Source organism: Streptomyces dangxiongensis (genome assembly GCF_003675325.1).
GTDB lineage: Bacteria > Actinomycetota > Actinomycetes > Streptomycetales > Streptomycetaceae > Streptomyces > Streptomyces dangxiongensis.
Window position 1 is genome coordinate 78,080 of sequence record NZ_CP033073.1, and the last position, 24,867, is coordinate 102,946.

Genomic DNA, 24,867 nt, shown 5'->3' on the forward strand with positions numbered 1-24,867 from the left:
TGTCAACGTGACACCGTTCGGGAGTGTCCGGTGCCACTGAGTCCTGACCGTTTGCCATCGATGTTTGACCACTGAGGCACCGGGATTTTCGGCAGGGGCGCCGGAGGTGGTTGTGGTGTTCAGCCGGTGTGGTGGGCGAGGGCGGCGTGGGGGTTGCCGCCGTGGGTGGTGTGGTCGGTGTGGACGGTGGCTGCGGTCAGCCGGGGAATGGCGTGGATGAGGGCGTGTTCGGCGTTCACGGCCAGGGCGTGGGCGTGGACGACGGTGTGGTGAGGGTGGACAACAATGTCGGCTTCCGCGCGCAGGGTGTGGCCGATCCACCGCATCCGGACCTGTCCGACGTCCAGGACGCCGTCGACCTCGCGCAGCGCGGTTTCGGCGGTGGTGATCAGTTCGGGGTCGACGGAGTCCATCAGCCGGCGGTAGACCTCGCGGGCTGCGTCCTTGAGCACGGCGAGGATCGCGATGGTGATCAGCAGGCCCACGACCGGGTCCGCCCAGCGCCGGCCGATCGCGGCGCCGCCGGCACCGAGCAGGACGGCGAGTGAGGTGAAGCCGTCGGTGCGGGCGTGCAGACCGTCGGCGACCAGGGCTGCGGAGCCGATGCGGCGGCCGGTGCGGATGCGGTAGCGGGCCACCCACTCGTTGCCGGCGAACCCGGCAACTGCGGCAATGGCGACCGCCCACAGGTGAGTGACGTCGCGGGGGTTGAGGAGGCGGTCGACGGCTTCGTAGGCGGCCAGAGCGGATGATGCGGCGATGGTCAGCACGATCGCGATGCCGGCCAGGTCCTCGGCGCGGCCGTAGCCGTAGGTGTAGCGGCGGTTGGCCTCACGCCGTCCCAGCACGAACGCGATTCCCAGCGGGACAGCGGTCAGCGCGTCGGCCGCGTTGTGGATCGTGTCCCCCAGCAGCGCCACCGACCCCGACACCGCCACGATCACGGCCTGTACCACCGTGGTCGCCCCCAGGATGCCCAGCGACAGCCACAAGGTCCGCATGCCCTCGCGGGAGGTCTCCATCGAGGAATCGACCTTGTCCCCTGCCTCATGGCTGTGCGGGGCGAGCATGTGCCCGAGCTGGTGGCGAAGCCGGGACCACCGCGAATCACCGTGTCCGTGTTCTTCGTGATGCTGCCCGTGGCCGTGGTCGTGAGGGTGCCCACCGTTGTCCATGGCGCCCACCGTGCCAGATTCACCCGATTGCGGCCATCACCGTAATACGTGCTCTGACCGGGTGCGATGCCCTCGCAACTACCCATCAGACGCCACAGGCGCGTTTAGTCGATCTCCGCTGGGTGTTCCGGTCGTCGTTTGCCGGCTTCCCGCCGGATAGCGGGCAGTTCCGGTGGTGAATCTTCAGTGGCAAACGGTCCGGTTTCTGTGTCAGAGGACAGGGAGGGTGCGGACCCACCGGAGCGGCTCGTGCGAATGCTGCGCTACGAGCGGGCGCGGGCGAGGAACGCGGCGAGGTAACCGGCGGCTTCGGGTTCGGTGGTGGCGATCCGGGCCGCGAACGCCAGCTGGTCGACGTCAGCATCGGGGACCAGGCGGGCGAGTTCGGCGAGCAGCGCGGCGTGCGCGAGGACCGGTGGCGACAGAAGACCGGCGGCGGCCTCGCGGGCGGCCGGGTCGCGGTGGTGCCCGAGGTGCGCGGCCAGGGAGTGGGCGAGCCAGGCGTCGACGTATGTAGCCACCGGTGCGGCGGGTGAGTTCGTCGCGTACGGCTTCGTCGCCGTCGCGGGGCTCGGTGTGCTCCAGCGTGCCCAGCTCGCGCAGCGCCTGGAGCTCATCGGCGCGGGCCGCGATCCGGGCGGCTTCGCGCAGCTCGGCTTCCCGGGCGGTGGCGGCCGCGGCGTCGGCGGCGAGCTCGGCCTGGACGACTTCGTCGGCGTCCGGGTCGTAGTCGGTGCGCGGTGCCGCTGCGGCGAGCAGCGGGCGAGGCGCTCCCACTCCGCGAGTTCCGCCCGGCCACGGACGTCGTCGGCCAGGTCCTCGTGTCGGGAGTCCTCCCGGGGTGGCGTCGAACCGCGCTTCCTCGAGGGCCGCCGCGACGGCGCCGGCGTCCATCCCCTTCGCTCGGCGCCGGACGACGCGGGCGGGATCGACCGGCTCGCGGGGCGCGGCGACGCGCGGGGCGAGAAGTCGGTGCGCGGTGCGCCGGGGCGGCCAGGGCGTGGTCATCTTCGGCCTCGCACTCGTGATGAGGAATCAGGGCGGGCCGCCACCAGAGCGCTGTACGGCGGCCCGTGAATATGTGAGCCGAAGCACTATAGGTGTCACCATCAGCCTCCACTGACCTGCGGCTTCGGTGAGGTCGAAGCACGATAGGTGTCACCAGATGGGCGCGCTATCTGTCACGGGTGGCGTGCGAAGCAGGGGCAGTGTCACCTGCGCCGGTGCTCCGCTGTTCGCCTGGGCTGCCCAGCGGGTCCGGCGGAGAGCCCGGCGCCACTTGTCCGGAGATCTTGGTGACGACTGTCGCCCTTTGGCTCACCTGGTCGACAACGCTCTCCGAAGGGCCCGGCTGAAAGGACTCAATGTCAGGCCGGGTTGCCCGTCGTTTCCGTCCGGTCGGGACGGAAGATTTCCTCGATGGTCAGGCCGAAGACGTCGGCGATGGTGAACGCCAGAGGCAGGCTGGGATCGTGCCGCTCGGTTTCGATGGCGTTGATGGCCTGCCGGGAGACCCGGCACCGGTCGGCCAGGTCGGCCTGGCTCCACCGGCGAGCTGCACGCAGTTCGCGTAGTCGGTTCTTCAAAGTGCGCCGTCACCGGTTCAGGCGGGTACGAAGGTCGGCGATCGTCATCCAGATGGCCACGCCGCCAAGGAGGATCAACTGTACGAGCTGATGTAGCTGGATGATGCCTGCGGCATCGAGCAGGGTAGCCACTTGCAGCCCCACGAGGACTGCGGCGAAAGCGATGGCCATGCTCTCCAACTGGATCCTGCGCAGGTATTCGTCCGCGCGCCGGAATGCCCGCAGCAGCACCCAGACGATCGCGAGGGTGAAGACGGCGGTGGTCGCGATCCACCAGGCCTTCTGGGTGGTGCCCGGATTGGGGCTGCTGCCCAGTGCCAGGGCTATCACGCCCAAAGTAGACACGGGTATGCCGTCGATGAGCACAGCGCGGCGGGCCGCGCGCGTCACCTGGTCCTGCTGTACCTGCTTTACCATGCAATGAATGTAAGGTCTCCTTTCCATCAAGTCAAGCATCCTTGACTCGATGGAAGGAGAACCTTACATTTTTGCCATGTTGAACGAGAGACAGCTCCTGACCCGCCGAGCACTGCTCGGTACCGCCGTGGCGTCAGCCATCGCTTCCGTCCCGATGGCCACCGCGGCGTCCGCCCAGTCGCGACCCGCCGCGGACTCGCCGGTCGCCGCCGACCCCACGCCGACTCCGGTGCGGCTTACCCTGCCCGCACCAACCGGTCCGCATCCCCTGGGCACGGTCACCGCGCACCTCGTCGACCGGTCGCGCGTCGATCCCTGGCAGGGTTCCCGCCAGGCTCGGGAACTCATGATCCAGCTCTGGTACCCGGCACGCGCCGCCCGTGACCACCGGCCCGCGCCTTGGATGTCACCCGGCGCCGTCACCTTCTTCGAGCGGGAACAGGGCATCCCGTCCGGCACGCTGCTGCTGCCGACCACGCACGCCCATCTGGCCGCACCGGTGGACCGCGGCCGGTGCGGGAGGCCGGTCGTCCTGTACTCACCGGGCCTGCGCAGCGACCGCAGCCTCGGCACAGTCCTGATCGAGGAACTAGCCAGCCACGGCTACCTGGTCGTCGCCATCGACCACACCTACGACGCCGACCAAGTCGAGTTTCCCGACGGCCGGGTGGAAACCTTCGCCATTACCGGTGACATCGACGATGCGCTGATCGCCAAGGCCCTCGCTGTCCGCACCGCGGACACCCGGTTCGTGCTGGACCAGCTCACCGCACTCAACGTCGGACACAACACCGACGCCGGACGTCGCCCCCTGCCACCCACCCTCGCCGGCGCGTTCGACCTGTCCCGCGTCGGCATGCTCGGCCACTCCCTCGGTGGTGCCACAGCCGCCGCAGCCATCCGCGCCGACCGGCGCCTGCGGGCCGGCGTCAACCTGGACGGCAGCCTCCTGCTACCCGTCACCGCCGGCACCGACCGGCCATTCCTTCTCTTCGGCAGCGACCCCGGCCCAGGCCCGGAGGATCCAAGCTGGGATCAGTTCTGGACCAGCCAGTACGGCTGGAAACGCGAACTGGCCCTCACCGGCTCCACACACACCTCGTTCACCGACCTGGAAACACTGCTACCCCAGGCCGCGCCCGCCCTCGGGCTGACGTCCAGCCAGGTGACGCAAGCAATCGGCCCCCTCGACCCGCACCGCGCCATCCAGACACAACGCGACTACACACGAGCATTCTTCGACCTTCATCTACGCCACCTCGACAACCACCTGCTCCAGCACCCCTCACCCCGCTACCCGCAAATCCGGTTCCTCCGATGAGGCACCCGCCATACCCGCACCACGGTCACCCCCCTCCATGCCCGCGGTGATCCCGCACGGGGGCACTCTCGCAGCCGCGACGTTCCTTCCCCCCGAGATACCCCGGCTCGCAAGGTCACCCGCCGTCTCGCACAGCAGCCCGCTACCCGACGCCAGGCCGGTGACAAAAAGCCTGCCTTTGTGACAAGTTTCGCGCCTCGGCTCAATACGGGGAGTGTTCGCCCATCTCAACGGCCTACTCAGGTAGCTGCTGCGGAAGAAGGAAGGTCGGAATGCCGAGCCATCGGCTTGTGTGATCGACGCCCAGAGCGTCATGACCTCCAGCAGCGGCCGAACTTTCTTCTCAGGTGCCCGCCACGCGGGAAGCGGCCCCGGGCCGGAAGCGAATGTCATCGCTCTCCGGCAGCCCGGCAGCCCTCACAACACGACCCGGACGACACCGACAAGCACCACTGAGCACCACCGAGTGCCAAGGAACGCACCACCGTGCCCGCCTTCGAGACCCTCCCCCGCTTCACCGCCGACCTCCAGCACCTCACCCCCGCCCGGCGTCGGCGCTTCCGCCGGGTCGTCCCGGACGCCTTCGTGCCCGACCTGCGTCCCGGCCGCCAGTTCCGCCCCGGGTCACGGGAAGCGCGTGGGTTCGCCAATTCCCGCGCTCAGTGGCCGCCGAACCTGTCCGGGTCCTCATCTATGGGCCGCAGAAGCGGCCTGGTTCCCCGGTACCGGAGTGCGGCAGTCCTCGGAGGCTGAGCAGCGGGGTGGGGTCAGCTGGACCCTTGCGGGGAAGATACGTCGGCTTCGTGGGGGGCAGCCCAGGAGGCGAGTAGGCGTAGGCCTTCGTCGGAGGGTGAGGCGGGTTCGGCGGTGTAGATGGTGAGGGTGAGGCCGGGTTCGGCGGCCATCTCCAGGCCCTCGTAGGCGAGGGTGAGGTCCCCTACCGCGTGGTGGTGGTAGCGCTTGGTGCCGGTGCCGTGGTGGCGGACGTTGTGGGCGCCCCAGCGGGTGCGGAAGGCGTCGCTGCGGGTGGAGAGCTCGCCGACGAGGTCGTGGAGGTCTCTGTCGTGGGGGTTGCGGCCGGCTTCGGTGCGCAGGATGGCGACGGCGATGTCGGCGGCCTGGTCCCAGTCGGGGTAGAAGCGGCGGGAGGCGGGGTCGAGGAACTGGAAGCGGGCGAGGTTTTCCTGGTTGTGGGGGTTGGCGTAGACGTCGGCGTAGAAGGCGCGTGCGAGCTGGTTGGCGGCGAGGAGGTCCATGCGGCCGTTGCGGACGAAGGCGGGCCCGGCGGTGACGGCGTCGAGGGTCCACTGCAGGCTGCGGTGGGCTTTCCACTGCCGGGTGGTGCGGCGACGGGGGCGGGTGAGGGCGTCGGAGCCGTCGGCGGCCTGGGCCAGATGGAGGAGGTGGGCACGTTCGGCGTCGTCGAGCTGGAGGGCGCGGGCGACGGCTTCGAGGACGGCCGGAGAGACGCCGGCGAGGTTGCCGCGCTCCAGCTTGGCGTAGTACTCGACGCTGACGTCGGCGAGGGCGGCGACCTCGCTGCGGCGCAGGCCGGGAACGCGGCGCCGGGTGCCGGCGGGGAGCCCGGCCTGCTCGGGGGTGATCCTGGCTCGCCGCGAGGTGAGGAACTCGCTGGCCTCTCGCTGGTTGTCCACCCCTCGACGGTACGTGCCGCACGCCACGGGAGGGATGCACTGCCGGTACACCCTTTGTCAGTGACTCGCTGTCCGTGCGAAGTGTGGGTTACCTGGGTGAGGCGGCGCTTTCCCCGCCGGACAGATGGCAGGGAAGGACGGCACGCGGGCCGCCGCAGACGGCCCGGTCCCCTCGTACCTAGGAACCCCTGATGCACGGAGCAATGATCTACGCCCCCGGCGATGTCCGCTTCGAATCCCTCGACGACCCGAAGATCCTCCAGCCGACCGACGCGATCATCCGTACGGCCGTGACCTGTGTGTGCGGCTCAGACCTGTGGCCCTACCGCGGCGCGGAGCCGGTCGGCGCCCCGCATCCGATGGGCCACGAGTACGTCGGCTTCGTGGAGGAGGTCGGCAGCGCCGTCACCTCGGTCACGCCCGGCCAGTTCGTCGTCGGGTCCTTCGCCACCAGCGACAACACCTGCGTGAACTGCCAGAACGGCTTCCAGTCCGGCTGTCTGCACCGCGAGTTCATGTCCACCTGCCAGGCCGACTACGTCCGTATCCCCAACGCCCAGGGCACTCTGGTCGCCACCGACGAGGTGCCGGGCGAGGAGCTGTGGCCCGGGCTGCTGGCCGTCTCGGACGTGATGGGCACCGGCTGGTGGGCCGCCGACGCCGCCGAGGTGAAGCCCGGCTCGACCGCCGTGGTCGTCGGCGACGGCGCGGTCGGCCTGTGCGGGGTGATCGCGGCACGGGAGATGGGCGCGGAGCGGATCATCGCCATGACCCGCCACGAGTCCCGGCAGAAGCTCGCGCGGGAGTTCGGTGCCACCGACATCGTCACCGAACGCGGCGACGAGGGCGTCGAGAGGATCAAGGAGATGACCGGCGGGATCGGCGCCGACAGCGTAATGGAGTGCGTCGGCACTTCCGAGGCCATGCGGCAGGCCCTGCAGTCGGCCCGGCCCGGTGGCGACGTCGGCTTCGTCGGCGTCCCCCACGAGGTCGCCGTCGACGGCGAGGAGCTGTTCTTCTCCCCCGTCGGCCTGCGCGGCGGCCCCGCCCCCGTACGGCGCTACCTCCCCGACCTCATCGACCGCGTGCTCTCGCGCCGGATCGACCCCGGCAAGGTCTTCGACCTCACCCTGCCGCTGGAGCAGGTCGCCGAGGGCTACAAGGCCATGGACGAGCGCCGCGCCGTCAAGACCCTCCTCACCCCCTGACCTGCTCCGCTTTCCCCCGCACGGGCCCCTCCCGCCCGTCTCCGCGTCTTCGAGGAGAACCGCACCGTGACCACCTTCGCCCTCATCGGCGCCGGCCCCGGCCTGGGCCTCGCCACCGCCCGGCGCTTCGGCGCCGGGCGGTGCACACCGTCGCCCTGATCTCCCGGAGTGCCGCACACCTCGACGGTCTCGTGGCCGAGCTAGATGGTGATGGGATCCAGGCCCGCCGTTACACCGCCGATGTCCTCGACCCCGGCTCCCTCACCACGGCCCTGCGCAGCGCCGCGGAAGAGCTGGGACCGGTGGAGATCCTGCAGTTCAGTCCGGTGCCCCGCGGCGACTTCATGAAGCCGGTCTTGGACACCACCGCCGGCGACCTGGACGATCCGCTGGCTTTCTCCGTCAAGGGGCCGGTGACCTGTGTGAACGCCGTCCTGCCCGGAATGCGGGCCCTTGGCCGGGGCACGCTGCTGTTCGTCAACGGCGGCAGCGCCGTGCGCCCGAACCCCGGAGTGGCCGGCACCTCGATCGCGTTCGCCGCCGAGAGCGCCTACACGGCGATGCTCCACGACGCCCTCGCCCCTGAGAACATCCACGTCGCCCAATTGATCGTCCCCGGGGCGATCCGCTCGGATGCCGAGCATTCCAGCCCTGAAGCCTTGGCCGAGCGCCTGTACGCCATCCACACCAAGCGCAGCAGGTTCCGGCACTACGCCGAGCCCATGCCCGCATGACGACCCCGGGATATTCCCTCATGCACTCCGCGGTCCACCGCGGTCTGGTCCGCTTCGCTGCGGCAGCCGCCCTGCTTCCGGCCGTGACCGCCTGCTCCAGCGACGCGCAAGAGGCCACGCCGCCCTCCGCGTCTTCCGCCTCCCCGGGGCCGCAGGAGACAGCAGCCCCCACCCCGCCGTCCACCTCCGAGAGGAGCACTCCCATGGACATCCGGGTCACCCTCGACGGCCGCCGACCCGTCGACGCCGCCTTGAACGACAGCCCCGCCGCCCGCGACTTCGCCGCGCTGCTCCCGCTCACCTTGGACCTGGAGGACTTCCACGACACGGAGCGGGTGGCCGACCTGCCGCGCAAGCTGGACACCTCCGGCGCCCCCGAACCGACCGCGGCCAAGGTCGGCGACATCGCCTACTACGCCCCCTGGGGCAACCTGGCCCTCTTCTACCAGGACGGGCCCGCCGCCTCCGCCGACCTGCTCGTCCTCGGCCACCTCGACGTCAGCGCCGCCCAGCTCGGCCAGGCCAAGCGCATCACCATCGAACCCACCTCCTGACCCCGGCGACTCCCTGAACCCCCCTAGAGGAAGAGAAGTACCTGTATGCCTTCCGCAGCCAGCACCCCCACGGGCAAGCTGCCCTTCGTCGTGTGGGTGCTCGCCGCCGGCACGTTCCTGATGGGCACCACCGAGTTCGTCATCGCCGGACTCCTCCCGGAGATCGCCGGTGACCTCGGCGTCGGCGTCTCCCGCGCCGGTCTGCTGATCACCGCCTTCGCGATCGGCATGATCGTCGGCGGGCCGACCATGGCCCTGGCCACACTGCGCCTGCCCCAGCGCCTGACCCTCGTCCTGGCCCTGACCGTCTTCGCCCTCGGGCACGTCGTCGCCGCGCTCAGCACCTCCTTCACCGTCGTCCTGGCCGCCCGAGTGGTGACCGCGCTGGCCACCGGCGCGTTCTGGGCCGTCGGCTTCGTCATCGCCACCGCCGCCGCAGGCCCGGCCCGCGCCACCCGGGCCATCGGCGTCATGATGGGCGGCCTGACCCTGGCCAACGTCGTCGGCGTGCCGATCGGCTCCTTCGTCGGCCAGTACACCGGCTGGCGCGGCCCCTTCTGGGCCCTGGCCGTCCTCGCGGGTCTCGCCGCCGTGTTCGTCGGCCGTTTCATCCCCCGGACGGAACAGCGGGCCAAGATCTCGGTACGGGCCGAGGTCCGCGCCCTGCGCCAGGGCCGACTGTGGCTCGCCCTGGCCGCGGCCGTACTGATCATGGGCGGCGTCCTGGCCACCTACACCTACATCACCCCTCTGCTGACCGACCGCGCCGGCATCCCGGCCGGGGCCGTCCCGCTGGTCCTGATCGTCTTCGGGCTCGGTGCCCTGGGCGGCACCGCCATCGGCGGCCGGCCCCGTCACCGCCGTCGCCCTGGTCTTCCTCATGGCCCTGGCCGGGTTCACCGTCAACCCTGTCGTCACCTCCGTCGCCCTCCGTGCCGCCGGCGACGCCCCCACCCTCACCTCGGCGCTGACCACCTCCGCCTACAACACCGGCATCGCCGCCGGCTCCGCCCTCGCAGGCCAAGCCCTGAACACCTCCCTCGGCCTGACCGGACCGGCCCTGGTCGGCGCCCTCTTCGCCACCCTCACCCTCCTGCCGCTCATCGCCCTCGCCCTCAGCGGCACCCGACGACAAGCCCGGATCGTGGCCCAGCGCACCGCCCCGGCCCCCGTAGACGACGACATCACCGCACCGGGGCCTTCACGGCACTGACCCATCTCCGGGCCCGTCGTCCACGGCCCGCCTCTCGATGGGAGAACCCGCGTGAACATCACCTACGACTTCCACGACAAGACCGCCTTCGTCACCGGCGCCGCCGGCGGCATCGGCCGTGCCACCGCCCTCACCTTCGCCCGCGCGGGGGCACGCCTCGCCCTCGCCGACATGTCCGCCGACGGCCTGCAAGAGACCGCCCGCCTGATCGCCGCCACCGGTGGCGGCGAAGCCCTCACCCTCATCTGTGATGTCACCGGCGAGGAAGACGTCCAGGCCGCGGTCGACCGGACCGTCGAATGCTTCGGAAGCCTGGACGCGCCTTCAACAACGCCGGCGTCGAACAGCCCGTCCAGCCGGCCTCCGACACCGCCAAGGACGACTGGGACCGCATCCTCGGAGTCAGCCTCACCGGAGCGTTCCTGTGCACCGGCGCCCAGATCCGGCAGATGCTCCAGCAGGACGGCGGCGGCGGCGCCATCGTCAACGTCTCTTCCGGCGCCGGGGTCAAGGGTTTCCAGGGCCAGGCCGCCTGCGCCGCCGCCAAGCACGGGATCATCGGTTCACCCGCTCCACCGCTCTTGATCACGCCGCGCAGGGCATTCGCATCAACGCCTGTCTGCCCCGGGATCATCGACACCGAGATGATCCGCCGCTTCGGCGACACCCGCCCCGGCGGACGCGAAGGGCTCATCGCCGACGAACCCGTCGGCCGCCTCGGCAAGCCCGAGGAGATCGCCTCCGCCGTGCTCTGGCTGTGCTCCGACGGCGCCGCCTTCACCATCGGCACCGCCCTCGTCGTCGACGGCGGCCAGACCACCTGAGCCGCCAGCATCCCCACCACACCCCGGCGTCGAAATCCCACGTGAGGAGTCACCCCCCATGAACCCCACCTACGACTTCACCGGCCAGGTCGCCTTCGTCACCGGCGCCTCCTCGGGCATGGGCCTGGCCGCCGCCCGCGCGTTCGCCGAAGCGGGCGCCGCCGTCACCCTCGCCGACATCGACGAGACGGCCGTGAACCAGGCGGCGAAGGAGCTCACCGACGCGGGCCGCCGGGCCCTCGCCCTGGTCTGTGACGTCACCGACGAGGACCAGGTCGGCGTCGCCGTCGACCGCACGGTGGAGACCTTCGGCCGCCTCGACATGGCCTACAACAACGCCGGCATCATGCCCCCGCCCACCGACGCCGCCGACGAGAGCGCCGAGCAGTTCGACCGCGTCCAGGGCATCAACCTGCGCGGCATCTGGGCGAGCATGAAACACGAACTGCGCCACATGCGCGACCAGGGCAGCGGCGCCATCGTCAACTGCTCCTCTCTCGGCGGCCTCGTCGGCAACCCCGGACGTGCCGCCTACCACGCCTCCAAGCACGGCGTAATCGGTCTGACCAGGAGCGCCGCCCTCGAATACGGCCCGCGCGGTGTGCGCGTCAACGCCGTCTGCCCCGGCACCATCAGCACCCCCATGGTCGACGCCATGGTCGAAGGCGGAGAACTCGACCGCGACCAGGCCGAAACGGGCCAGGCCATCCACCGGCTCGGCACCGCCGAGGAGATCGCCCAGGCCGTCCTGTGGCTATGCAGCCCCGGCGCCAGCTACGTCACCGGCATCGCCCTGCCCGTCGACGGCGGCTACACCGCCCAGTAGGGCCCGAGCCAGTCAGCCACTCCGCTCCATCAGCACGAAGGATTGCTACGGAATTCGTTCAGCAGCAGCCCACCAGCAAGGCCCCGGCCGACTGGTTCACCGGCGACGCTGGTGGGCGTGATCGTCGCCGGCCAGGAACCGTCCCGGATACGCGCCAACCTCGTGCGCTTCTCATCCGGCGCCGTCGGCACGAACTGACGGCAGGCGCGCAGCTTCTCCTCCACGGCCTGGGCGTTCTGCGAAGTCCCCTGGATGATCGCGTGCAGACCGTGGCCGCGGACGTACTGCTCTGCCTGCGCCATCCGGCCCGGCCGCCGGCGCGGGTGTAGGCGGCCATCAGCGTGTCGTCCCGGTCCATCAACTCCGCGTAGCGGGGTGGTAGGGCTTGTACAGGTCGCTGTCGATGTCCGCGAAGCCGCCGTGCTGGTTGAGCTGGGCGGCCACCATCTCGGTGACCCGGCTCTTGCCCGCGCCGGGCTGTCCGCTGGTTCTCGGCCTAGTACTCCAGTCAGAAATCGTTGCCTGAGCTGGTTCTTCTTCGGTAGTGGCAGCGGCGGGCTGTGGCTTGGTGTCGTCTGCGCCAGAGGGACCAGTTCAGGGCATGTGCAACGGGTCCGAGGCGGGGTGTGGGGCGGGGGCAGCAGAGCGTCCAGGAGTCGGCGGACTTCTGCCACGGTGAAGTGGATGGTGCTGGTGGGCTCGTTTCTGCGGCCCCCCTTTCGGTGGTCTGGGCTGCGACGGCGGCCAGGAACGCGTGGGCGAGCATGGCAAGTGTGATGTGCCGGTACCAGCCCGGGTAGCGGCGAACTTCGTACTGGTCGAGGCCGCATTCGTTCTTCGCTGCCTGGAAGGCTTCCTCGATCGCCCAGCGCGATCCGGCGATGCGGACCAGGTCGGTGACGCTGGTGCCGTTGGGTGCGTAGGCGAGGTAGTAGGCGATCTCCTCCGGTCGGGCCGGGCTGCGGCGGGCCAGCACCCACCGCTGATGGGTGGGCCGGTCACCGTCGAAGACTTCGATCACCGGCAGACGGGCGGCTGCCCAGTCGTAGAGGCGCGCGGGCCTTTGGCGCCGTCGCCGCAGGAGCGTCGTTCCCACGCCTGATCGGGAACGTCGGCGATGGCCTGGTCGATACGGCCGAAGGGAGCGTGCAGTTGCTGGGACTTCGGCACGGCCAGGACATAGCCGATACCGGCTTCCTCCAGGGTGCGGCGCATGCGCCATTCCTGTCCATAGGCGCAGTCGCCCGTCACCCAGGCGATCGGGAGGGGGGAGGCAAGAGCCCGCAGGATCATCGCGCGGGCCAGTTCTCCCTTGGTCGCGAAGCCACGGCTGTCAGGGACTCTCGCCGCCCGGCACCGGTCTGCATCCGAGGTCCAGGACTTGGGCAGGTAAAGCTCCCGGTCCACCAAAGCCCTTCCTTTGGAGGAGGCATACGCGGCGAAGACCCCGATCTGGCAGTTCTCGGTACGGCCGGCGGTGCCCGAGTACTGCCGCTGCACGCCGGCAGAGGTGGTGCCCTTCTTCAGGAAGCCGGTGTCGTCGACGATCAGAACCCCGTCCGGGGTGCCGAGCCGCTCGGCGACGTACTGCTGCAGGTCGTCCCGGACCGCGTCAGCGTCCCAGGAGGCACCGTTCAGCAGGTGCTGGAAGCCGGCCGGTCCGCGGTGACCTGCGTACTCGGCCAGCTGCCAGCCGTTCTTCCGCTCCACCGGAGCCAGCAGACCACGCACGTAGTCCCGCATCCGCCACCGCAGATCCACCCGCGAGAAGCGGCCCGCCACACGGGCGAACACCGACTCCAACTCCCCAGCCCACAGGTCAGCTTCGCCCATCCCCACCATGCCTGGAACAACGAGGCCGACCAGCTCAGGCAACGATTTCTGACTGGAGTACTAGGAGTTGTCGTCAAAGTGTTCACGCCCACATCAGGAGCGATGCGAGGGTGACGGCTGCTTGGTAGGACTGGGCGGTCTTGTCGTACCTGGTGGCGATGCCGCGCCATTGCTTGAGGCGGTTGAAGCAGCGTTCGACGACGTTGCGGTGCTTGTAGAGCTGCTTGTCGAAGGCCGGCGGGCGCCCGCCCCGGCTGCCGCGCCGGAGCCGGTTGCGGACCTGGTCGGCCCGCTCCGGGATGGTGTGGCCGATGCCTCGCCGTCGCAGCCAGGTGCGGATGGCCCGGGAGCTGTAACCCTTGTCGCCCAGGACGTGGGCGGGCCGCACGCGGGGACGTCCCGGGCCGATGCGGGGCACTCGTATCGCTTCCATCACAGCGGTGAACTGGGTGCAGTCGTTGGTGTTGCCGCCGGTGAGGGTAAAAGCGAGCGGGCGGCCGACACCGTCGCAGGCGAGGTGAATTTTGCTGGTCAGGCCGCCACGGGAACGTCCGAGGCCGGGACTGCGGGCCCCCCTTTTCGGGCCCCGGCGGCGTGCTGGTGAGCACGGACGATGGTGGAGTCGACCGACACCAGCCAGTCGATGTCCCCCGCCGAGTCGGCGTGTGCCTGGGCGGCCTGGAGCATCCGGTCGAAGGTGCCGTCCAGCGCCCACCGGCGAAAGCGGGTGTGCAGAGTGGCCCATGGACCGTACCGCTCGGGCACGTCCCGCCAGGCCGTCCCGGTACGGAACTTCCACACGATCCCGTTGAGCACCGTGCGGTCGTCCAACCGCTTCCTGCCCCGCAACGACTCGGGCAGCAACGGCCGGACGAACTCCCACTCGGCATCAGACAGTTCATGGCGACGTATCACCCGACCATGATCCACCACTCAAGATCATTTGAAGACACGACCTAGGGCAGCCGGTACCGCTCGATCTCTGCCTGTCTATCAGGCGATCCGCTCCCGCACCTCGCGGGCGAGCTGCGCGTAGCCGGCACGGGCCTGGGCGATCTGCTCGCGGTCGGTGGAGCGCAGGTCTTCACGCTCGCGGGCGAGCCGGGACTGCCCGCGCGGGCCTCGGTGATGACCGCCTGGTCCGGCTCGGGCTTGGCCTTCTCGGAGGCGATGAGCGCACTGTAGGCGCCGACCGCCCCGTTCACCGCCTCGATCGCCGCCTCGTACGCGGCCGTCTCCTCGTTCGACCACTCGTACGAGCCCAGATGGTCGGTGATGCTGAACGGCTCCTTCTGGTCCGCCTCCTCGGCGACCAGGCGCTCCAGGTAGTCGCGGACGGCGGGCGGCCGCTCGTGGAACGTCTGGGGATGGTCGCGGTCGGGGTGGTCCAGGACCGCGAAGGACAGCGCCGTGACAAGCGTGCCGGGACCGGTGCCGTCGTAGCCCCACGTGACGTCGTTGAGGGCGCGGGGCCGCTCCGCCACGAGCGCGCCGGTGTCCGGGTTGTGCAGGACCAGCCGGCCGAAGGGGTCGTATCCGGTGCGCGCGGCCTGCTGGTCCTTCTCCCACAGACGGCCGCGCAGCCGCGCCGCCCGGTGGACGTCCCCGGCCGCCGAGCCTCATGTGGCACCCGCGCGCGGACCCCGCAAGTCTCGCGCGGCGGTAGCCCGCGCACGCTCTCTCCCCGGACCGGTGGGCGCGGTCGGGACCGGGTCTGCCGGATCACCGCAGTGCAGCCGGCGGACCGACGGTCAGCGTCCTGGGCCGCACTTGCGTCGTGCCCGGCGCCACCGCACTCCCCTCGTTGTTCATGAATGTCGTCGCCGTGTCCCGGAACGCCTGGGCCACCGGGGCTCATCCACCTGCCTGCAGGCGGCGCAGGGCGTCCTCGGAGCCCCGGTCGTCGGGCAGGTAGGCCAGAAAGCGGTGACCGGGCTCGTCGACGGCGGCCAGCTTCACGTACCGCAGGCGCAGTTCGCCCACGGCCGGGTGCCGAAAACGGCGGACGGAGGGCTGGAATGCGGCTGTTTCCCGGCGCTCGCACCAGCGGGCCGCGTCGCCGTCGGACAGCAGCTCGCCGATGAGTTCGGCGAACCGCGGATCGTTCGGCCGGCGAGCCGCCCGGAATCGGAATTGGCCGAGCAGGGCGCGGGCTTCGTGTTCCCAGTCGGGGAGCAGGGTGCGGGCCGGCGGCCAGCGGAACACCAACCAGAGGAGGTTGCGCTGCTTGGAGTGCAGCCGTGCCGGATCGGTCAGTAGCGCGGCGTACCCGGTGTTCCACGCCAGCAGGTCCCAGTGCGGGTGGAGCACCACGGCGGGGTGTGGTGTCATGGCCTGCACCAGAGTGAGCAGGTTGGGTGACACCCAGGTGGGGGCGTCGGTGGGCGGCCTGCTCTCCTCCACGAACGACAGGACGTGCGCGGTTTCCGCGGCGTCCAGTCGCAGCACCCGCGACACCGCGCGCAGCACCTGCTCCGAGGTGCGCACCCGGCCCTGTTCCAGCCACGTGTACCAGGAGATGCTGATGCCGGCGAGTTCGGCGACCTCGGCCCGCCGCAGCCCCGGTGTCCGGCGGCCCGAGGCGTCCGGCAGGCCCACGTCCTTCGGCGTCAGCCGTTCACGGCGGGACCGCAGAAAGGCCCCCAGTTCATGGCGGGGGTACTCGCCCGGCGGTGTGGGTACGGTGCTCACCGGCCACCGCGCCGGCGGCCGGCCGTGACCGGCGAGGAACCGTGGTCCGCAGTGGGCGGTGCGCCCATGCTGGTGCTTATCGGCCCCCGGCTCGGGACCCCGCTCCCCACCGTGGTGCTGGCCGCGAGCGGTTACTACCTCACCTACGGGCTGATGCAGCCGGTGTGGGGGGTGGCCAGCGACCGATGGGGCCGTGTGCGGGTGATGCGGGTGTCGCTCACCGGCGCGGCAGTGGCCGCCCTGGCCCCGGCCCTCGCCCCCGACGTTCCCCTACTGATCGGGGCGCGCGCCCTGGCCGGCGCGTTCTTCGCCGCCTCCATCGCTGCCTCCTTGACGTACGTGGGCGACATGGTGCCCGCCGTCATACGGCAGGGCCCCCTCAGTGAGCTGATGACCGCGTCCGCGCTGGGCACCGCCGTGGCAACGGTCGTCGCCGGAGCGCTGGCGCACTACCTCACGTGGCGGCTGGTGTTCGCGCTACCCGGCGTCCTCGCCGCCTACCTGACGGTGGCCCTGCGCCGTCTGCCCGAGCCCGAGCGGGCTCCCTCCGGATCACTGCTGGCGCCCTTCCGCGTGGTCCTGTCCTCACGGTGGCAGTGGTACGTCATGGCGGTGGCGATGCTGGAGGGGGCGGTGCTGCTCGGTTTCCTGACCTACCTGGCCCCGGCCCTGGAGGCGCGTGGAGTTCCCACCACCCTGGCCGGCGTGGTCGCGGCCCTGTACGGGGTCGGTTCCATAGCCGCGGCGCAGGTGGTCGAACGGCTCGTCGGACAGTGGTCCCCGGCGGGCCTGATCGTGGCCGGTGGGGTGCAGATGGCTCTGGCGTACCTGCTCGCCGGCTACAACCAGTCCACCGGGGCGCTCGTCGTGGTCGCCCTGCTCCTCGGGGGCGGCTGGTCCTTCATGCACTCCACGATCCAGTCGTGGGCGACGGCCCTGTCCCCGGCGGCCCGTGCAACGGGCGTGACCACGTTCGGTGTTGCCCTGTACGTGGGCAGCGCCGTGGCCAGCGGGCTGGCGGCCTCCACCGCTCAGGCGCATGACTACCGGCCCCTGTTCTGGCTGGCGGCGCTCCTGACCGTGCCCCTGACGATGGCCGCGGCGGTGGGCCGAGCACGCTGGAAGCAGAGGGCTGACGGGTCAAGGCCCGGGCGGGCATAGTGCTGAGGTTCTCCAGCTCCTATACCCCGGGAGGAGCAGCCGTGAGCCGACCGTCCAGCGAGCTCGTCCGCGCGCATGCCGCACGGTACCGCGAACGCGTCGCGGACTCCTGCGCCACAGCGCTGACCAGCGATCCCAGCGACCTGGTCGTTGACGGCATTCAGCCAGGTCACGTCCACCGGCAGTTGTTGGTCCCGAACATCACTGCCTGATCGCTTGTGGGTTGGCGGGGGCCGACGACCGGGTCACGCGTCGGCCTTGGACGAGGTGCGCGCGAGGCTGCGGCGGACGGCGTACCAACCCGCCACGAGCGCGGCGACGATCAGCGGCAGGCACAGCACGGTGGTGCGTCCGGCGCCGCCGTCGGCGTACATGAGGGCCAGGACCGAGACGAGGAAGACCAGCGTCACCAGTTCGGTCCAGGGGGAGCCCGGGAGTCGGTAGCCCGGACGGGTCAGCTCGCCCTTCTGGGTCTTCCGCCAGAAGAGGAGGTGACAGACCATGATCATGCCCCAGGTGGAGAGGATGCCGATCGCCGCGAAGTTCAGGACGATCTCGAAGGCGTCCGCCGGGACGACGAAGTTCAGGGCGACGCCGAGGACACAGATACCGCTGGTGAGCAGGATTCCGCCGTACGGGACCTGGCTGCGGCTCATCACCGAGGTGAACTTCGGGGCCGAGCCGGACATCGCCATGGAGCGCAGGATGCGGCCGGTGGAGTACAGGCCGGAGTTGAGCGAGGACATGGCCGCCGTGAGGACGACGAGGTTCATGACCCAGCCCGCCGCCGGGATGCCGACGTTGGACAGGACCGTCACGAAGGGGCTCTCGCCGGACGTGTACTTGTTCCACGGCAGCAGCATCGACAGCAGGACCACCGAGCCGACGTAGAACAGGCCCACGCGCCACATGATCGAGTTGATCGCCCTGGGCATGATCTTCTCGGGGTTCTCGGTCTCGCCGGCGGCGACGCCGACCAGCTCGACGGAGGCGTAGGCGAAGACGACGCCCTGGATGATCAGCAGCATGGGCAGCAGACCGTTGGGGAAGACGCCGCCGTTGTCGGTGATCAGGGACGGGCCGGGAGTGGAGCCGTCCACCGGGTGCCGGGTGACCAGCAGGAAAATCCCGATGCACATGAAGATCACCAGTGCGCTGACCTTGACGATGGCGAACCAGAACTCCAGTTCGCCGAAGATCTTCACCGAGATGAGGTTCACGGTGAGGACCACGGCCAGGGCGATCAGGGCGATCACCCACTGCGGGATGTCGGAGAACATGCCCCAGTAGTGGGTGTACGTGGCCACCGCCGTGATGTCGGCGATGCCGGTGGTGGCCCAGTTCAGGAAGTACATCCAGCCGGCCGTGTACGCGCCCTTCTCGCCCATGAACTCTCGGGCGTAGGACACGAAGGCGCCGGAGGACGGACGGTAGAGGACGAGCTCGCCGAGGGCGCGCACGACCAGGAAGGCGAAGATCCCGCAGACCGCGTAGGCGATGAAGAGGGAGGGGCCGGCGTCGGCGAGCCGGCCGCCCGCGCCGAGGAAGAGGCCGGTGCCGATGGCGCCGCCGATGGCGATCATGTTGACGTGCCGGGACTTCAGCGACTTGCTGTAGCCGGCGTCTCCGGCGTCGACGTGACGGGGCGAGGGGCGCGTCTCGTCTTTGAGGTGCTGTTCGCTCACGCCTCGGGTCCGCCTTCCAGGGGAGAGTTCGCGCGCGGGGCGCGCACGATATCGGTGAGGGTCGTCTCGACGCGGTCGAGGTGGTGGCTCATGGCCTCCACCGCGTCGGACTCGGAACCGTCGATCAGGGCCTCGACGATGGCCCGGTGCTCGCGGTTGGACCGCTCGCGCCGTCCGCCCAGCTCGTCGAGGAAGGCCGACTGACGCGCCAGTGCGTCCCGGATCTCCTCGATGACCCGGCAGAAGACCGGGTTTTGGGCGGCTTCGCGACGGCCAGGTGGAAGAGGGTGTCCATCGCGACCCAGGCGGTGGTGTCCGTCTCCCCATCCATGCGGTCCAGCAGGTGGGCGAGATGGTCCAGGTTCTCCGGGGTGCGGCGAAGGGCGGCGTACCCGGCGACCGGGATCTCGACGTGGCGGCGCACATCGAGCAGGTCGCTGGCCGCGTACTCGCCGAAGGTGGGGTCTTCGACGATGTTCGCGATCACGAAGGTGCCCTTGCCCGTCTCGGCGCCGGTCAGTCTCATGGTCTGCAGCGCCCGCAGGGCCTCCCGCAGGACGGGCCGGGGCACCTCTAGGGTGCGGCAGAGCTCCGCATCGGAGGGGAGCTTGTCGCCGATGGGGTACTCGCCGCGCTCGATGGCGCCGCGGAGGTGGGTGAGGACCGCTTCCATGGCGCCGACGCGCCGCGGGGCCCGACCACCTGTCTGGCTGTCTGACAGGTTCACGGGAGTGATACTCCGCGTGGCCCGAGGTCGCTGTCAAGACGCCCGGGTGGTTGTCCTCTTTGGCCATGGGCTTCACGGAGAAGTTGAACTTACGTGCCTCGGGGTCATAGTCGTGTTCGGCCGCGCCCTCGTACGTCCTGCCCAACCGTTGGGCCGGCTCCGCGAGCCTCACCCCCGAGCAGACCGCACTCCTCGCCCCCGCGCCGCCGCCGAGCGACGACTCACCGGTGGACCTGGGTGACGGCGACCAGTCCCTGCTCAGCGCCCTGGCCCGGGACGGGCGGACGAGCCGCCCGGAACTCGCCGCCACCACCAACTGGTCGGACTCCGCCGTCCGGCACCCTATCGCCACCCTGCGCCGCACCGGGGCCCTGAACTGCCTCGTGGACGTCCCCTCGGCCGCCCTGCGCTTCCGCGCCGAGGCCCGGATCTGGATGACCGTCCAGCCTTCCCAGGCGCCATGGTGGCAGCGGCGTTGCCGAAGCACCCCGAAGCCTCACTGGTGGTCATGACCACCGGGCCGACCAATCTCCTTGCCGCGGTCAACTGTAGTGACACACAAGGCCCTTCCCGCTATCTCACCGAGCGGATCGCCTCCCTCGACGCCATCCGCGGCATGGAGACGGCGCCGGTCATCCGCACTGTCGAACGGGCTGGCACTCTGTCCCTTCCCCCTCGGGCCCAATTGGGTGAGCACCTGGCGTCAGTGCCCTGCGGCCAGGTGTCGTCATCGAGCGAGTTCGTGGGACAAGGCGGCGTAGATGTATTCACTGCCCCAGCCCGTTGCGTCGAGGTCGTTCTCGACCAGGTGTGCTTCCCGGCGCATTCCCAGCCGTTCACACAGCCGGACGGAGGCGCCGTTACGCGTGTCCAGGCGGGCGAAGAGGCGATGCGCGCGCAGTGGGCCGAAGGCTGCCACCGCCGCTGCCCGGGCCGCCTCGGTGGCGTAGCCCCGGCCGCTGTGGGCGGGGTGGAAGACCCAGCCGATCTCCACTTGACGGGCCCGGGCGTCAGCGAGTTTAAGGAGGATCTCGCCGATGACGTGCCGGGAGTCGTTGCGGCAGACGGCCAGGGTGAGGGTGTCGCCGTCGTGCGCCCAGGCGGTGGCCGTCGAGACCCTGGCGATGGCATCCGCGCAGTCCTGGCGAGTGCGCGGTGGGCGGTACAGGTAACGCGCAACCTCGGAGAGGCTTTGGTAGGCGTACATGGCTTCGATGTCGTCGGGGGTGAACAGTCTCAGGTGGAGGCGATCAGTGCGGAGGGGCCAGAAGGCGTCCACGGCTCGCTCCGGCCAGGTGGGGGACCGCCCCAGGAGGGCAAGGATCTCCTCCAGGGGAGTCCGGCAGGGATACGAGACGCGGGGGGCGAAGGCGGCGCCGGGAGCAGTGCGGGCGGAGCCGTCAGGGACGGCCTTCGCTATGGCGAGAGCGGCGTCGAGCAACTGGGGACTGAAGTTCACTGTGGCGTCCAGGCTCCGGGCCACGTCCCAGCCGTGCACTACGTAGTCGACGAGGTGGAAGCCGACGGCGCGGGCCGCGGGGAAGGGCCGCTCGACGTCGATCTCCGGCAGGTGGAAGGACCGGCCAAGGACGTCGGCCTCGGCGAAGGCCTCCAGGACACGCTCGGCCGAACGCCGGTAGGCGCCGACGGGGTCATGCTCGCCGGTCTGCGGCTGCCATGGCCCAAGGTCGCTGTCTCCTCGTGCTGCGGCCGCGAAGCCGTTGTGCTGGGCGGTCATATGGGCCAGTAGTTCGCGCAACGTCCATGCGGTGCAGGGGGTCGCACGGTCGAGATCAGCCGCGCTCACCAGCGACACCACCTCCGTGCTGGTGCGCACGGCGTCGGCGTCGAGTGCGAGGAGTTCCTTTCCCGTCAGCGGCGACGAAGGACCGCGCGACGCGGACTTCGCAGACTGGGCTTCCTCATTCATAGGCATGCGCCTACGATCTCTTCATGCTTATGGTCTGTCAACGAGTATTATGTCGCCATGGCCGTCGACCACAGGAGTCGCGATGTCGCCGCGATGCTCCAGCCGCTGCTCAGTTCCCTGGTCGATGCGGAACTGCCGGTACTCGCCGCTCACGACCTGTCCATGTGGGGATACGCCGTGCTCGGCGCCCTGAGCGACGGCCCGGTACGCACACAGGCGGCACTGTGTGAAGCCATCGGTGCGGACAAGACGCGCATCATCACCACCCTCGACAAGCTCCAGGCGGCCGGGCTCATCTCCCGGTTGCCGGACCCGGCCGATCGCCGTGTCCGCCTCCTGGCGATCACCAAGGAAGGGCGCGAAGTCCACCACTCGGTGCGCGCCGCCATCCGTGCAGGCGAGGACCGCGTCCTCGCCACACTCACGCCAGCCGACCGCCGCGCCTTCCTGAGCGCGCTGAACGCCTTGGCCGACTCGATAGACGCCCAACGCCGTGGATGAGGTGTGCGGGGGCTGGGTTTTCCGTCGAAACGCTCGACCCGGGCGGCACGGCTGGGCGAGGCGGAGGTGTCGGACGGACCGCCGTTCGTGCTGTCGCCGCGATGGGAGTACGACGTGGTGCTGAACGTGGCCAGGCGGTGGGTGACGGCGTTCTCCACGCAGTGAATGCGAGGCCAAGGCAAGAGGGCGTGGGAAGCGGTGAGCGAGACCAGGGAAGTGGTCTTCGACCGTGAGGGCTGCGGCGGGGAGACGCGTCTGGGGAATCGTCCGCCAATCACGGGGTTGACCTGGCGATCAGTAAGAGATCTCGAAGGAGCTGGCATGACCGACGAACCCGCTGTGCGTGAACTCCGCTTGGTGGTCACGGCGGCAGACTATGATGCGGCGCTGCACTTCTACCGTGACGTCCTTGGCCTGCCGGAGCGCGGCGCGTTCGCCTCTCCAGACGGCCGGGTCACCATTCTTGACGCCGGCCGAGCCACCTTGGAACTGACAGATCCAAACCACGCTGCCTTCATCGACGACGTCGAGGTCGGTCGGCGGGTAGCCGGCCACATTCGCGTTGCCTTCCAGGTCGACGACTCCGTCGCCACAACGTCGAAACTGGCCGCGGCCGGAGCCCAGGTGGTCGCCGAGCCGACACGCACCCCCTGGAACTCGCTCAACTCGCGGCTTGAGGCACCGGGCGCTCTTCAGCTGACTCTCTTCACCGAGCTCGACGATTAGCCGTTGGTCAATCGGGCCGGCCCGCAGCCACTCGGCGATGGTCGCGACGAGGACGGTCGACTCGTGACGACCGCGAACTCGTCGGTGGCGTGGCCACGGTCGCCGCGCCGTCGCGGGTAGGTGCGGTTCCGGCGGGAGGCATACGCTTCATCGGCGCGGGCTCCCCGCGGCCGGGTGCCCGCGTCCGGCCCCGGGCCGGACGCGCAACCCCGGTGTGCCCCGAGACGGCTTGGAATGGGCGAGTCCCCGCGATGCCGGGCCGTGATCAGGACCGACAGGGGGTTCGGCTTCCCTTCGAAGGTGAGGGCGTCGGCGCTGAGGTGCTCGCCGAGCGGATCGCTCCGATCAGCAAGATCCGTGACGCGGTGCTGGCAGTGCTGGAGGGATCGCAGGATGTTGCGGCCGTCCCTTGGCCGGCCGGCACACCTGCCACCGAGGACACCGTTTCCACCGCCAGCGCGTTGGCCGGTGGCGCACCGGTCGGCAGCCATCACCTGCTGGAGGCGATGCTGCGGACGGAGAACAGCATGGCGGGCCAGGGTGCTGCGGGAACTCGGGGTCCACCCGGACGCGGTCGCCGCCAAGATCGACGCACTGGATCCGGAGACGACCACGGACGCGAACCCGGAGGAAGCCGCCGCGCGCCAGATGGAGATCCGGCTGGTCGACGATGAGGTGCACCTGATCCTTCGGGACCCGACGACGGTCACGACCGCCAAGAAGGTCATCGAGCTGTCCGACGGCGCGATCCAGGGCGTCGGGCCGGTCGCCGGCATGTTCGTCCCGCTCTGGCGGTCGACCAGCCAACTGCTGTCGCAGATCCAGCGCATGCTCGAACCGGAAACCGAAGAAGAGGACGGGTCCGCCGCGAGCAAGGTGGCCAAGGCCGTGCGCACGGTGCTGGTGTCCCGGCTCCGCCGGTGAACGGCTGATCCGCGTGCCGGAAGTTATCGGTGGGCACGCGAGGACGGGGGCGGGATGAGCACCTTCCTTCCACGGGCAGCCGGTCAAGATAGTGCCGCTGGCGAACCGCGCCAACGGCGGCCACCCCTTCGCCACGGCGGCACTGATACGGCTTCGTGACCAGCAAGGGGATCAACGGGAGGCGGCACATTGGCGTGCGCGCCTCCCCCGGGGGGAGAACCCGACTGGCGCCTGACAGCCGGCCCTGCGGCCCGGCGCGCACTCCGAGACCTCCGAAACGACGCACCTCCTTGATCAGCGCAGCGCAGCCTTCGCTTCGCCCGGCCGGAGAGCAGACGCCGGAAATCGTGCACTCGGAGGGCGTACGAGCGGCGGCGTGCCGCGCTTGGCGCTGTTCGCGGACTACGGGCTGGAGTCCCCGCTGGACGGGCCCTGGCGCCCGACGCGGTCGTGACCCACGTACAGGGTGCGGGTCCACCCGGGCCGTCACCGGCTCCCCCGCCGACCCCCGGACGGTACTGCCGGGCCGCTACGACACCGCTCAGAGCGCTTGGCGGATCGCGTGCGACAAGTCGGCCGCGGTAGTGGGAGCGATACGGGGCTCATCGATGAGAGCGGTGTCGATGACCGCGGCGATTCGGCGTGGCAGCGTGGGTAGCCGGTCGCGTATGGGCACGGCCGGCTCGCGCAGAACGACGGCGAACCGGATCGGCGTCGGCCGGGAAGTCGCGCGGGGGTGAACCGGTGAGCATCCAGTACAGACAGGCCGTCATAGCCCACGGATCGACTCCGGGCAGTGCGTACTTGAAGTCGATGACCTGGCTGCGCGGCATGAAGGCCAGGCTGCCGCCCATCGCGCCGGTGAGGGTGTGGCCGGACAGGCCTGCACTGTCGAACGCCTTGGACAGGCCGACGTCGGCGACTTTGATGGTCGCGTGGTCGCTGGCCCCGGTGAGCAGGAGGTTTTGCGGTTTGATGTCGCGGTGCACCTGTCCCCGGTGCACGGCCCGGGCGGGCCGACCGGGCACGGTGCGGCGGCGGCCGGGGCCTGGTCGACCCGGGCCGACGCCGCAGGGCCCGGGGGTGGATGCCGTCGGTTCACGGCGGCGCCCGCCTTGACCGCGGTCAGGCCGGCGGCGGGCGCGGCGGCGAGCAGGAGGGGTGGGTCCTGGGTGC

At 70.2% G+C, this 24,867-nt stretch carries 25 protein-coding genes and 9 pseudogenes; 18 read left to right on the plus strand and 16 right to left on the minus strand.

Annotated elements, in window-relative coordinates; all coding sequences use genetic code 11:
• Positions 1 to 119 precede the first annotated feature (119 nt).
• From D9753_RS00640 to D9753_RS00655, 4 genes are all read right to left on the minus strand, one after another.
• Positions 120 to 1,175 (minus strand): cation diffusion facilitator family transporter, encoded by a 1,056-nt coding sequence (locus D9753_RS00640; RefSeq protein ID WP_121790805.1) that lies wholly within the window; start codon positions 1,173 to 1,175, stop codon positions 120 to 122.
• A 263-nt stretch (positions 1,176 to 1,438) separates the two neighbouring features.
• Complete coding sequence (locus D9753_RS37405) at positions 1,439 to 1,696, minus strand: hypothetical protein (protein WP_240467968.1); 258 nt, start codon at positions 1,694 to 1,696, stop codon at positions 1,439 to 1,441.
• Positions 1,697 to 2,542: 846 nt separating this feature from the next.
• Positions 2,543 to 2,761 (minus strand): helix-turn-helix transcriptional regulator, encoded by a 219-nt coding sequence (locus D9753_RS00650; protein ID WP_121785256.1) that lies wholly within the window; start codon positions 2,759 to 2,761, stop codon positions 2,543 to 2,545.
• 9 nt (positions 2,762 to 2,770) lie between these two features.
• Complete coding sequence (locus D9753_RS00655) at positions 2,771 to 3,178, minus strand: hypothetical protein (RefSeq protein WP_121785257.1); 408 nt, start codon at positions 3,176 to 3,178, stop codon at positions 2,771 to 2,773.
• A gap of 76 nt (positions 3,179 to 3,254) precedes the next feature.
• On the opposite strand from D9753_RS00655, the gene D9753_RS00660 reads away from it, so the two are divergent.
• Both D9753_RS00660 and D9753_RS38870 read left to right on the plus strand, forming a co-directional pair.
• A complete protein-coding gene (locus D9753_RS00660) occupies positions 3,255 to 4,499 on the plus strand; it encodes an alpha/beta hydrolase family protein (RefSeq protein WP_205614016.1) in 1,245 nt (414 codons plus the stop codon).
• A gap of 211 nt (positions 4,500 to 4,710) precedes the next feature.
• Positions 4,711 to 4,827 (plus strand): annotated as a pseudogene (locus D9753_RS38870) (IS5 family transposase); the annotation flags it as partial.
• A 439-nt stretch (positions 4,828 to 5,266) separates the two neighbouring features.
• Here the strand turns inward: D9753_RS38870 and D9753_RS00670 are convergent.
• Positions 5,267 to 6,154, minus strand: a complete 888-nt coding sequence (locus tag D9753_RS00670) for a helix-turn-helix transcriptional regulator (RefSeq protein ID WP_121785259.1) — start codon at positions 6,152 to 6,154, stop codon at positions 5,267 to 5,269.
• 191 nt (positions 6,155 to 6,345) lie between these two features.
• On the opposite strand from D9753_RS00670, the gene D9753_RS00675 reads away from it, so the two are divergent.
• The 8 genes and pseudogenes from D9753_RS00675 to D9753_RS00700 all read left to right on the plus strand — a co-directional run bounded on the left by D9753_RS00675 (position 6,346) and on the right by D9753_RS00700 (position 11,513).
• Positions 6,346 to 7,362 (plus strand): zinc-dependent alcohol dehydrogenase family protein, encoded by a 1,017-nt coding sequence (locus D9753_RS00675; RefSeq protein WP_121785260.1) that lies wholly within the window; start codon positions 6,346 to 6,348, stop codon positions 7,360 to 7,362.
• A 66-nt stretch (positions 7,363 to 7,428) separates the two neighbouring features.
• Positions 7,429 to 8,096 (plus strand): annotated as a pseudogene (locus D9753_RS00680) (SDR family NAD(P)-dependent oxidoreductase).
• 203 nt (positions 8,097 to 8,299) lie between these two features.
• The gene (locus tag D9753_RS00685) at positions 8,300 to 8,650 is read left to right on the plus strand and encodes a cyclophilin-like fold protein (protein WP_394346665.1); all 351 of its coding nucleotides are present in this window, start codon (positions 8,300 to 8,302) and stop codon (positions 8,648 to 8,650) included.
• 120 nt (positions 8,651 to 8,770) lie between these two features.
• Positions 8,771 to 9,451 (plus strand): annotated as a pseudogene (locus tag D9753_RS37410) (MFS transporter); the annotation flags it as partial.
• Between the two features lie 16 nt (positions 9,452 to 9,467).
• Complete coding sequence (locus tag D9753_RS37415; protein WP_240468525.1) at positions 9,468 to 9,863, plus strand: MFS transporter; 396 nt, start codon at positions 9,468 to 9,470, stop codon at positions 9,861 to 9,863.
• A gap of 51 nt (positions 9,864 to 9,914) precedes the next feature.
• Positions 9,915 to 10,124 (plus strand): annotated as a pseudogene (locus tag D9753_RS38875) (SDR family NAD(P)-dependent oxidoreductase); the annotation flags it as partial.
• A gap of 38 nt (positions 10,125 to 10,162) precedes the next feature.
• On the plus strand, positions 10,163 to 10,687 hold the full coding sequence (locus D9753_RS00695) for an SDR family oxidoreductase (RefSeq protein WP_338057952.1): 525 nt from the start codon (positions 10,163 to 10,165) through the stop codon (positions 10,685 to 10,687).
• Positions 10,688 to 10,745: 58 nt separating this feature from the next.
• Positions 10,746 to 11,513 (plus strand): SDR family NAD(P)-dependent oxidoreductase, encoded by a 768-nt coding sequence (locus D9753_RS00700; protein ID WP_121785262.1) that lies wholly within the window; start codon positions 10,746 to 10,748, stop codon positions 11,511 to 11,513.
• A gap of 29 nt (positions 11,514 to 11,542) precedes the next feature.
• On the opposite strand, the gene D9753_RS37420 is transcribed toward D9753_RS00700, so the two are convergent.
• The 6 genes and pseudogenes from D9753_RS37420 to D9753_RS00730 form a co-directional block, all read right to left on the minus strand.
• Entirely contained in the window at positions 11,543 to 11,815 is a 273-nt protein-coding gene (locus D9753_RS37420) for a hypothetical protein (protein WP_240467969.1), read from the minus strand.
• 55 nt (positions 11,816 to 11,870) lie between these two features.
• Entirely contained in the window at positions 11,871 to 11,960 is a 90-nt protein-coding gene (locus tag D9753_RS37425) for a hypothetical protein (RefSeq protein WP_240467970.1), read from the minus strand.
• A 271-nt stretch (positions 11,961 to 12,231) separates the two neighbouring features.
• Positions 12,232 to 13,346, minus strand: a pseudogene (locus tag D9753_RS00715) (IS701 family transposase); the annotation flags it as partial.
• Positions 13,347 to 13,428: 82 nt separating this feature from the next.
• Positions 13,429 to 14,258: pseudogene (locus D9753_RS00720) on the minus strand (IS5 family transposase).
• Between the two features lie 44 nt (positions 14,259 to 14,302).
• Positions 14,303 to 14,830 carry a hypothetical protein gene (locus D9753_RS37430; protein WP_240467971.1) on the minus strand — a complete coding sequence of 176 codons (528 nt, stop codon included), beginning with the start codon at positions 14,828 to 14,830 and terminating at the stop codon, positions 14,303 to 14,305.
• Between the two features lie 370 nt (positions 14,831 to 15,200).
• Positions 15,201 to 16,037, minus strand: coding sequence for a helix-turn-helix domain-containing protein (locus D9753_RS00730; RefSeq protein ID WP_163010571.1), 837 nt, complete (start codon positions 16,035 to 16,037; stop codon positions 15,201 to 15,203).
• Between the two features lie 66 nt (positions 16,038 to 16,103).
• On the opposite strand from D9753_RS00730, the gene D9753_RS00735 reads away from it, so the two are divergent.
• Both D9753_RS00735 and D9753_RS36255 read left to right on the plus strand, forming a co-directional pair.
• Entirely contained in the window at positions 16,104 to 17,198 is a 1,095-nt protein-coding gene (locus D9753_RS00735; protein WP_240467972.1) for an MFS transporter, read from the plus strand.
• Between the two features lie 41 nt (positions 17,199 to 17,239).
• Positions 17,240 to 17,410 (plus strand): hypothetical protein, encoded by a 171-nt coding sequence (locus D9753_RS36255; RefSeq protein WP_163010572.1) that lies wholly within the window; start codon positions 17,240 to 17,242, stop codon positions 17,408 to 17,410.
• Positions 17,411 to 17,443: 33 nt separating this feature from the next.
• Here D9753_RS36255 and D9753_RS00740 read toward each other — a convergent pair whose 3' ends face one another.
• Both D9753_RS00740 and D9753_RS00745 read right to left on the minus strand, forming a co-directional pair.
• Positions 17,444 to 18,883 (minus strand): amino acid permease, encoded by a 1,440-nt coding sequence (locus D9753_RS00740; protein WP_121785265.1) that lies wholly within the window; start codon positions 18,881 to 18,883, stop codon positions 17,444 to 17,446.
• Positions 18,880 to 19,556: pseudogene (locus tag D9753_RS00745) on the minus strand (FadR/GntR family transcriptional regulator). The gene D9753_RS00740 and the pseudogene D9753_RS00745 overlap by 4 nt, the downstream one beginning before the upstream one ends.
• A gap of 281 nt (positions 19,557 to 19,837) precedes the next feature.
• Between D9753_RS00745 and D9753_RS36900 the strand changes: the two are divergent.
• Positions 19,838 to 20,122, plus strand: a complete 285-nt coding sequence (locus D9753_RS36900) for a winged helix-turn-helix domain-containing protein (RefSeq protein WP_205614017.1) — start codon at positions 19,838 to 19,840, stop codon at positions 20,120 to 20,122.
• Positions 20,119 to 20,193, plus strand: a pseudogene (locus D9753_RS39180) (hypothetical protein); the annotation flags it as partial. The gene D9753_RS36900 and the pseudogene D9753_RS39180, both read left to right, overlap by 4 nt.
• A 144-nt stretch (positions 20,194 to 20,337) precedes the next feature.
• Here D9753_RS39180 and D9753_RS00755 read toward each other — a convergent pair.
• Positions 20,338 to 20,889: a GNAT family N-acetyltransferase gene (locus D9753_RS00755; RefSeq protein WP_240468415.1), complete on the minus strand. Its 552-nt coding sequence runs from the start codon at positions 20,887 to 20,889 to the stop codon at positions 20,338 to 20,340.
• Positions 20,890 to 20,925: 36 nt separating this feature from the next.
• Positions 20,926 to 21,546, minus strand: a pseudogene (locus D9753_RS00760) (TIGR03086 family metal-binding protein); the annotation flags it as partial.
• A 51-nt stretch (positions 21,547 to 21,597) separates the two neighbouring features.
• Between D9753_RS00760 and D9753_RS00765 the strand changes: the two are divergent.
• The 4 genes from D9753_RS00765 (at position 21,598) to D9753_RS37440 (ending at position 23,691) form a co-directional block, all read left to right on the plus strand.
• On the plus strand, positions 21,598 to 22,041 hold the full coding sequence (locus D9753_RS00765) for a MarR family winged helix-turn-helix transcriptional regulator (RefSeq protein WP_121785266.1): 444 nt from the start codon (positions 21,598 to 21,600) through the stop codon (positions 22,039 to 22,041).
• A gap of 3 nt (positions 22,042 to 22,044) precedes the next feature.
• Positions 22,045 to 22,206, plus strand: coding sequence for a hypothetical protein (locus D9753_RS36905; protein WP_205614018.1), 162 nt, complete (start codon positions 22,045 to 22,047; stop codon positions 22,204 to 22,206).
• Between the two features lie 156 nt (positions 22,207 to 22,362).
• Positions 22,363 to 22,767: a VOC family protein gene (locus D9753_RS00770; RefSeq protein ID WP_121785267.1), complete on the plus strand. Its 405-nt coding sequence runs from the start codon at positions 22,363 to 22,365 to the stop codon at positions 22,765 to 22,767.
• 540 nt (positions 22,768 to 23,307) lie between these two features.
• A complete protein-coding gene (locus D9753_RS37440) occupies positions 23,308 to 23,691 on the plus strand; it encodes a hypothetical protein (protein WP_240467973.1) in 384 nt (127 codons plus the stop codon).
• A 602-nt stretch (positions 23,692 to 24,293) separates the two neighbouring features.
• Here D9753_RS37440 and D9753_RS00780 read toward each other — a convergent pair.
• Positions 24,294 to 24,680: a protein kinase domain-containing protein gene (locus tag D9753_RS00780; protein ID WP_240467974.1), complete on the minus strand. Its 387-nt coding sequence runs from the start codon at positions 24,678 to 24,680 to the stop codon at positions 24,294 to 24,296.
• Between the last annotated feature and the right edge of the window lie 187 nt (positions 24,681 to 24,867).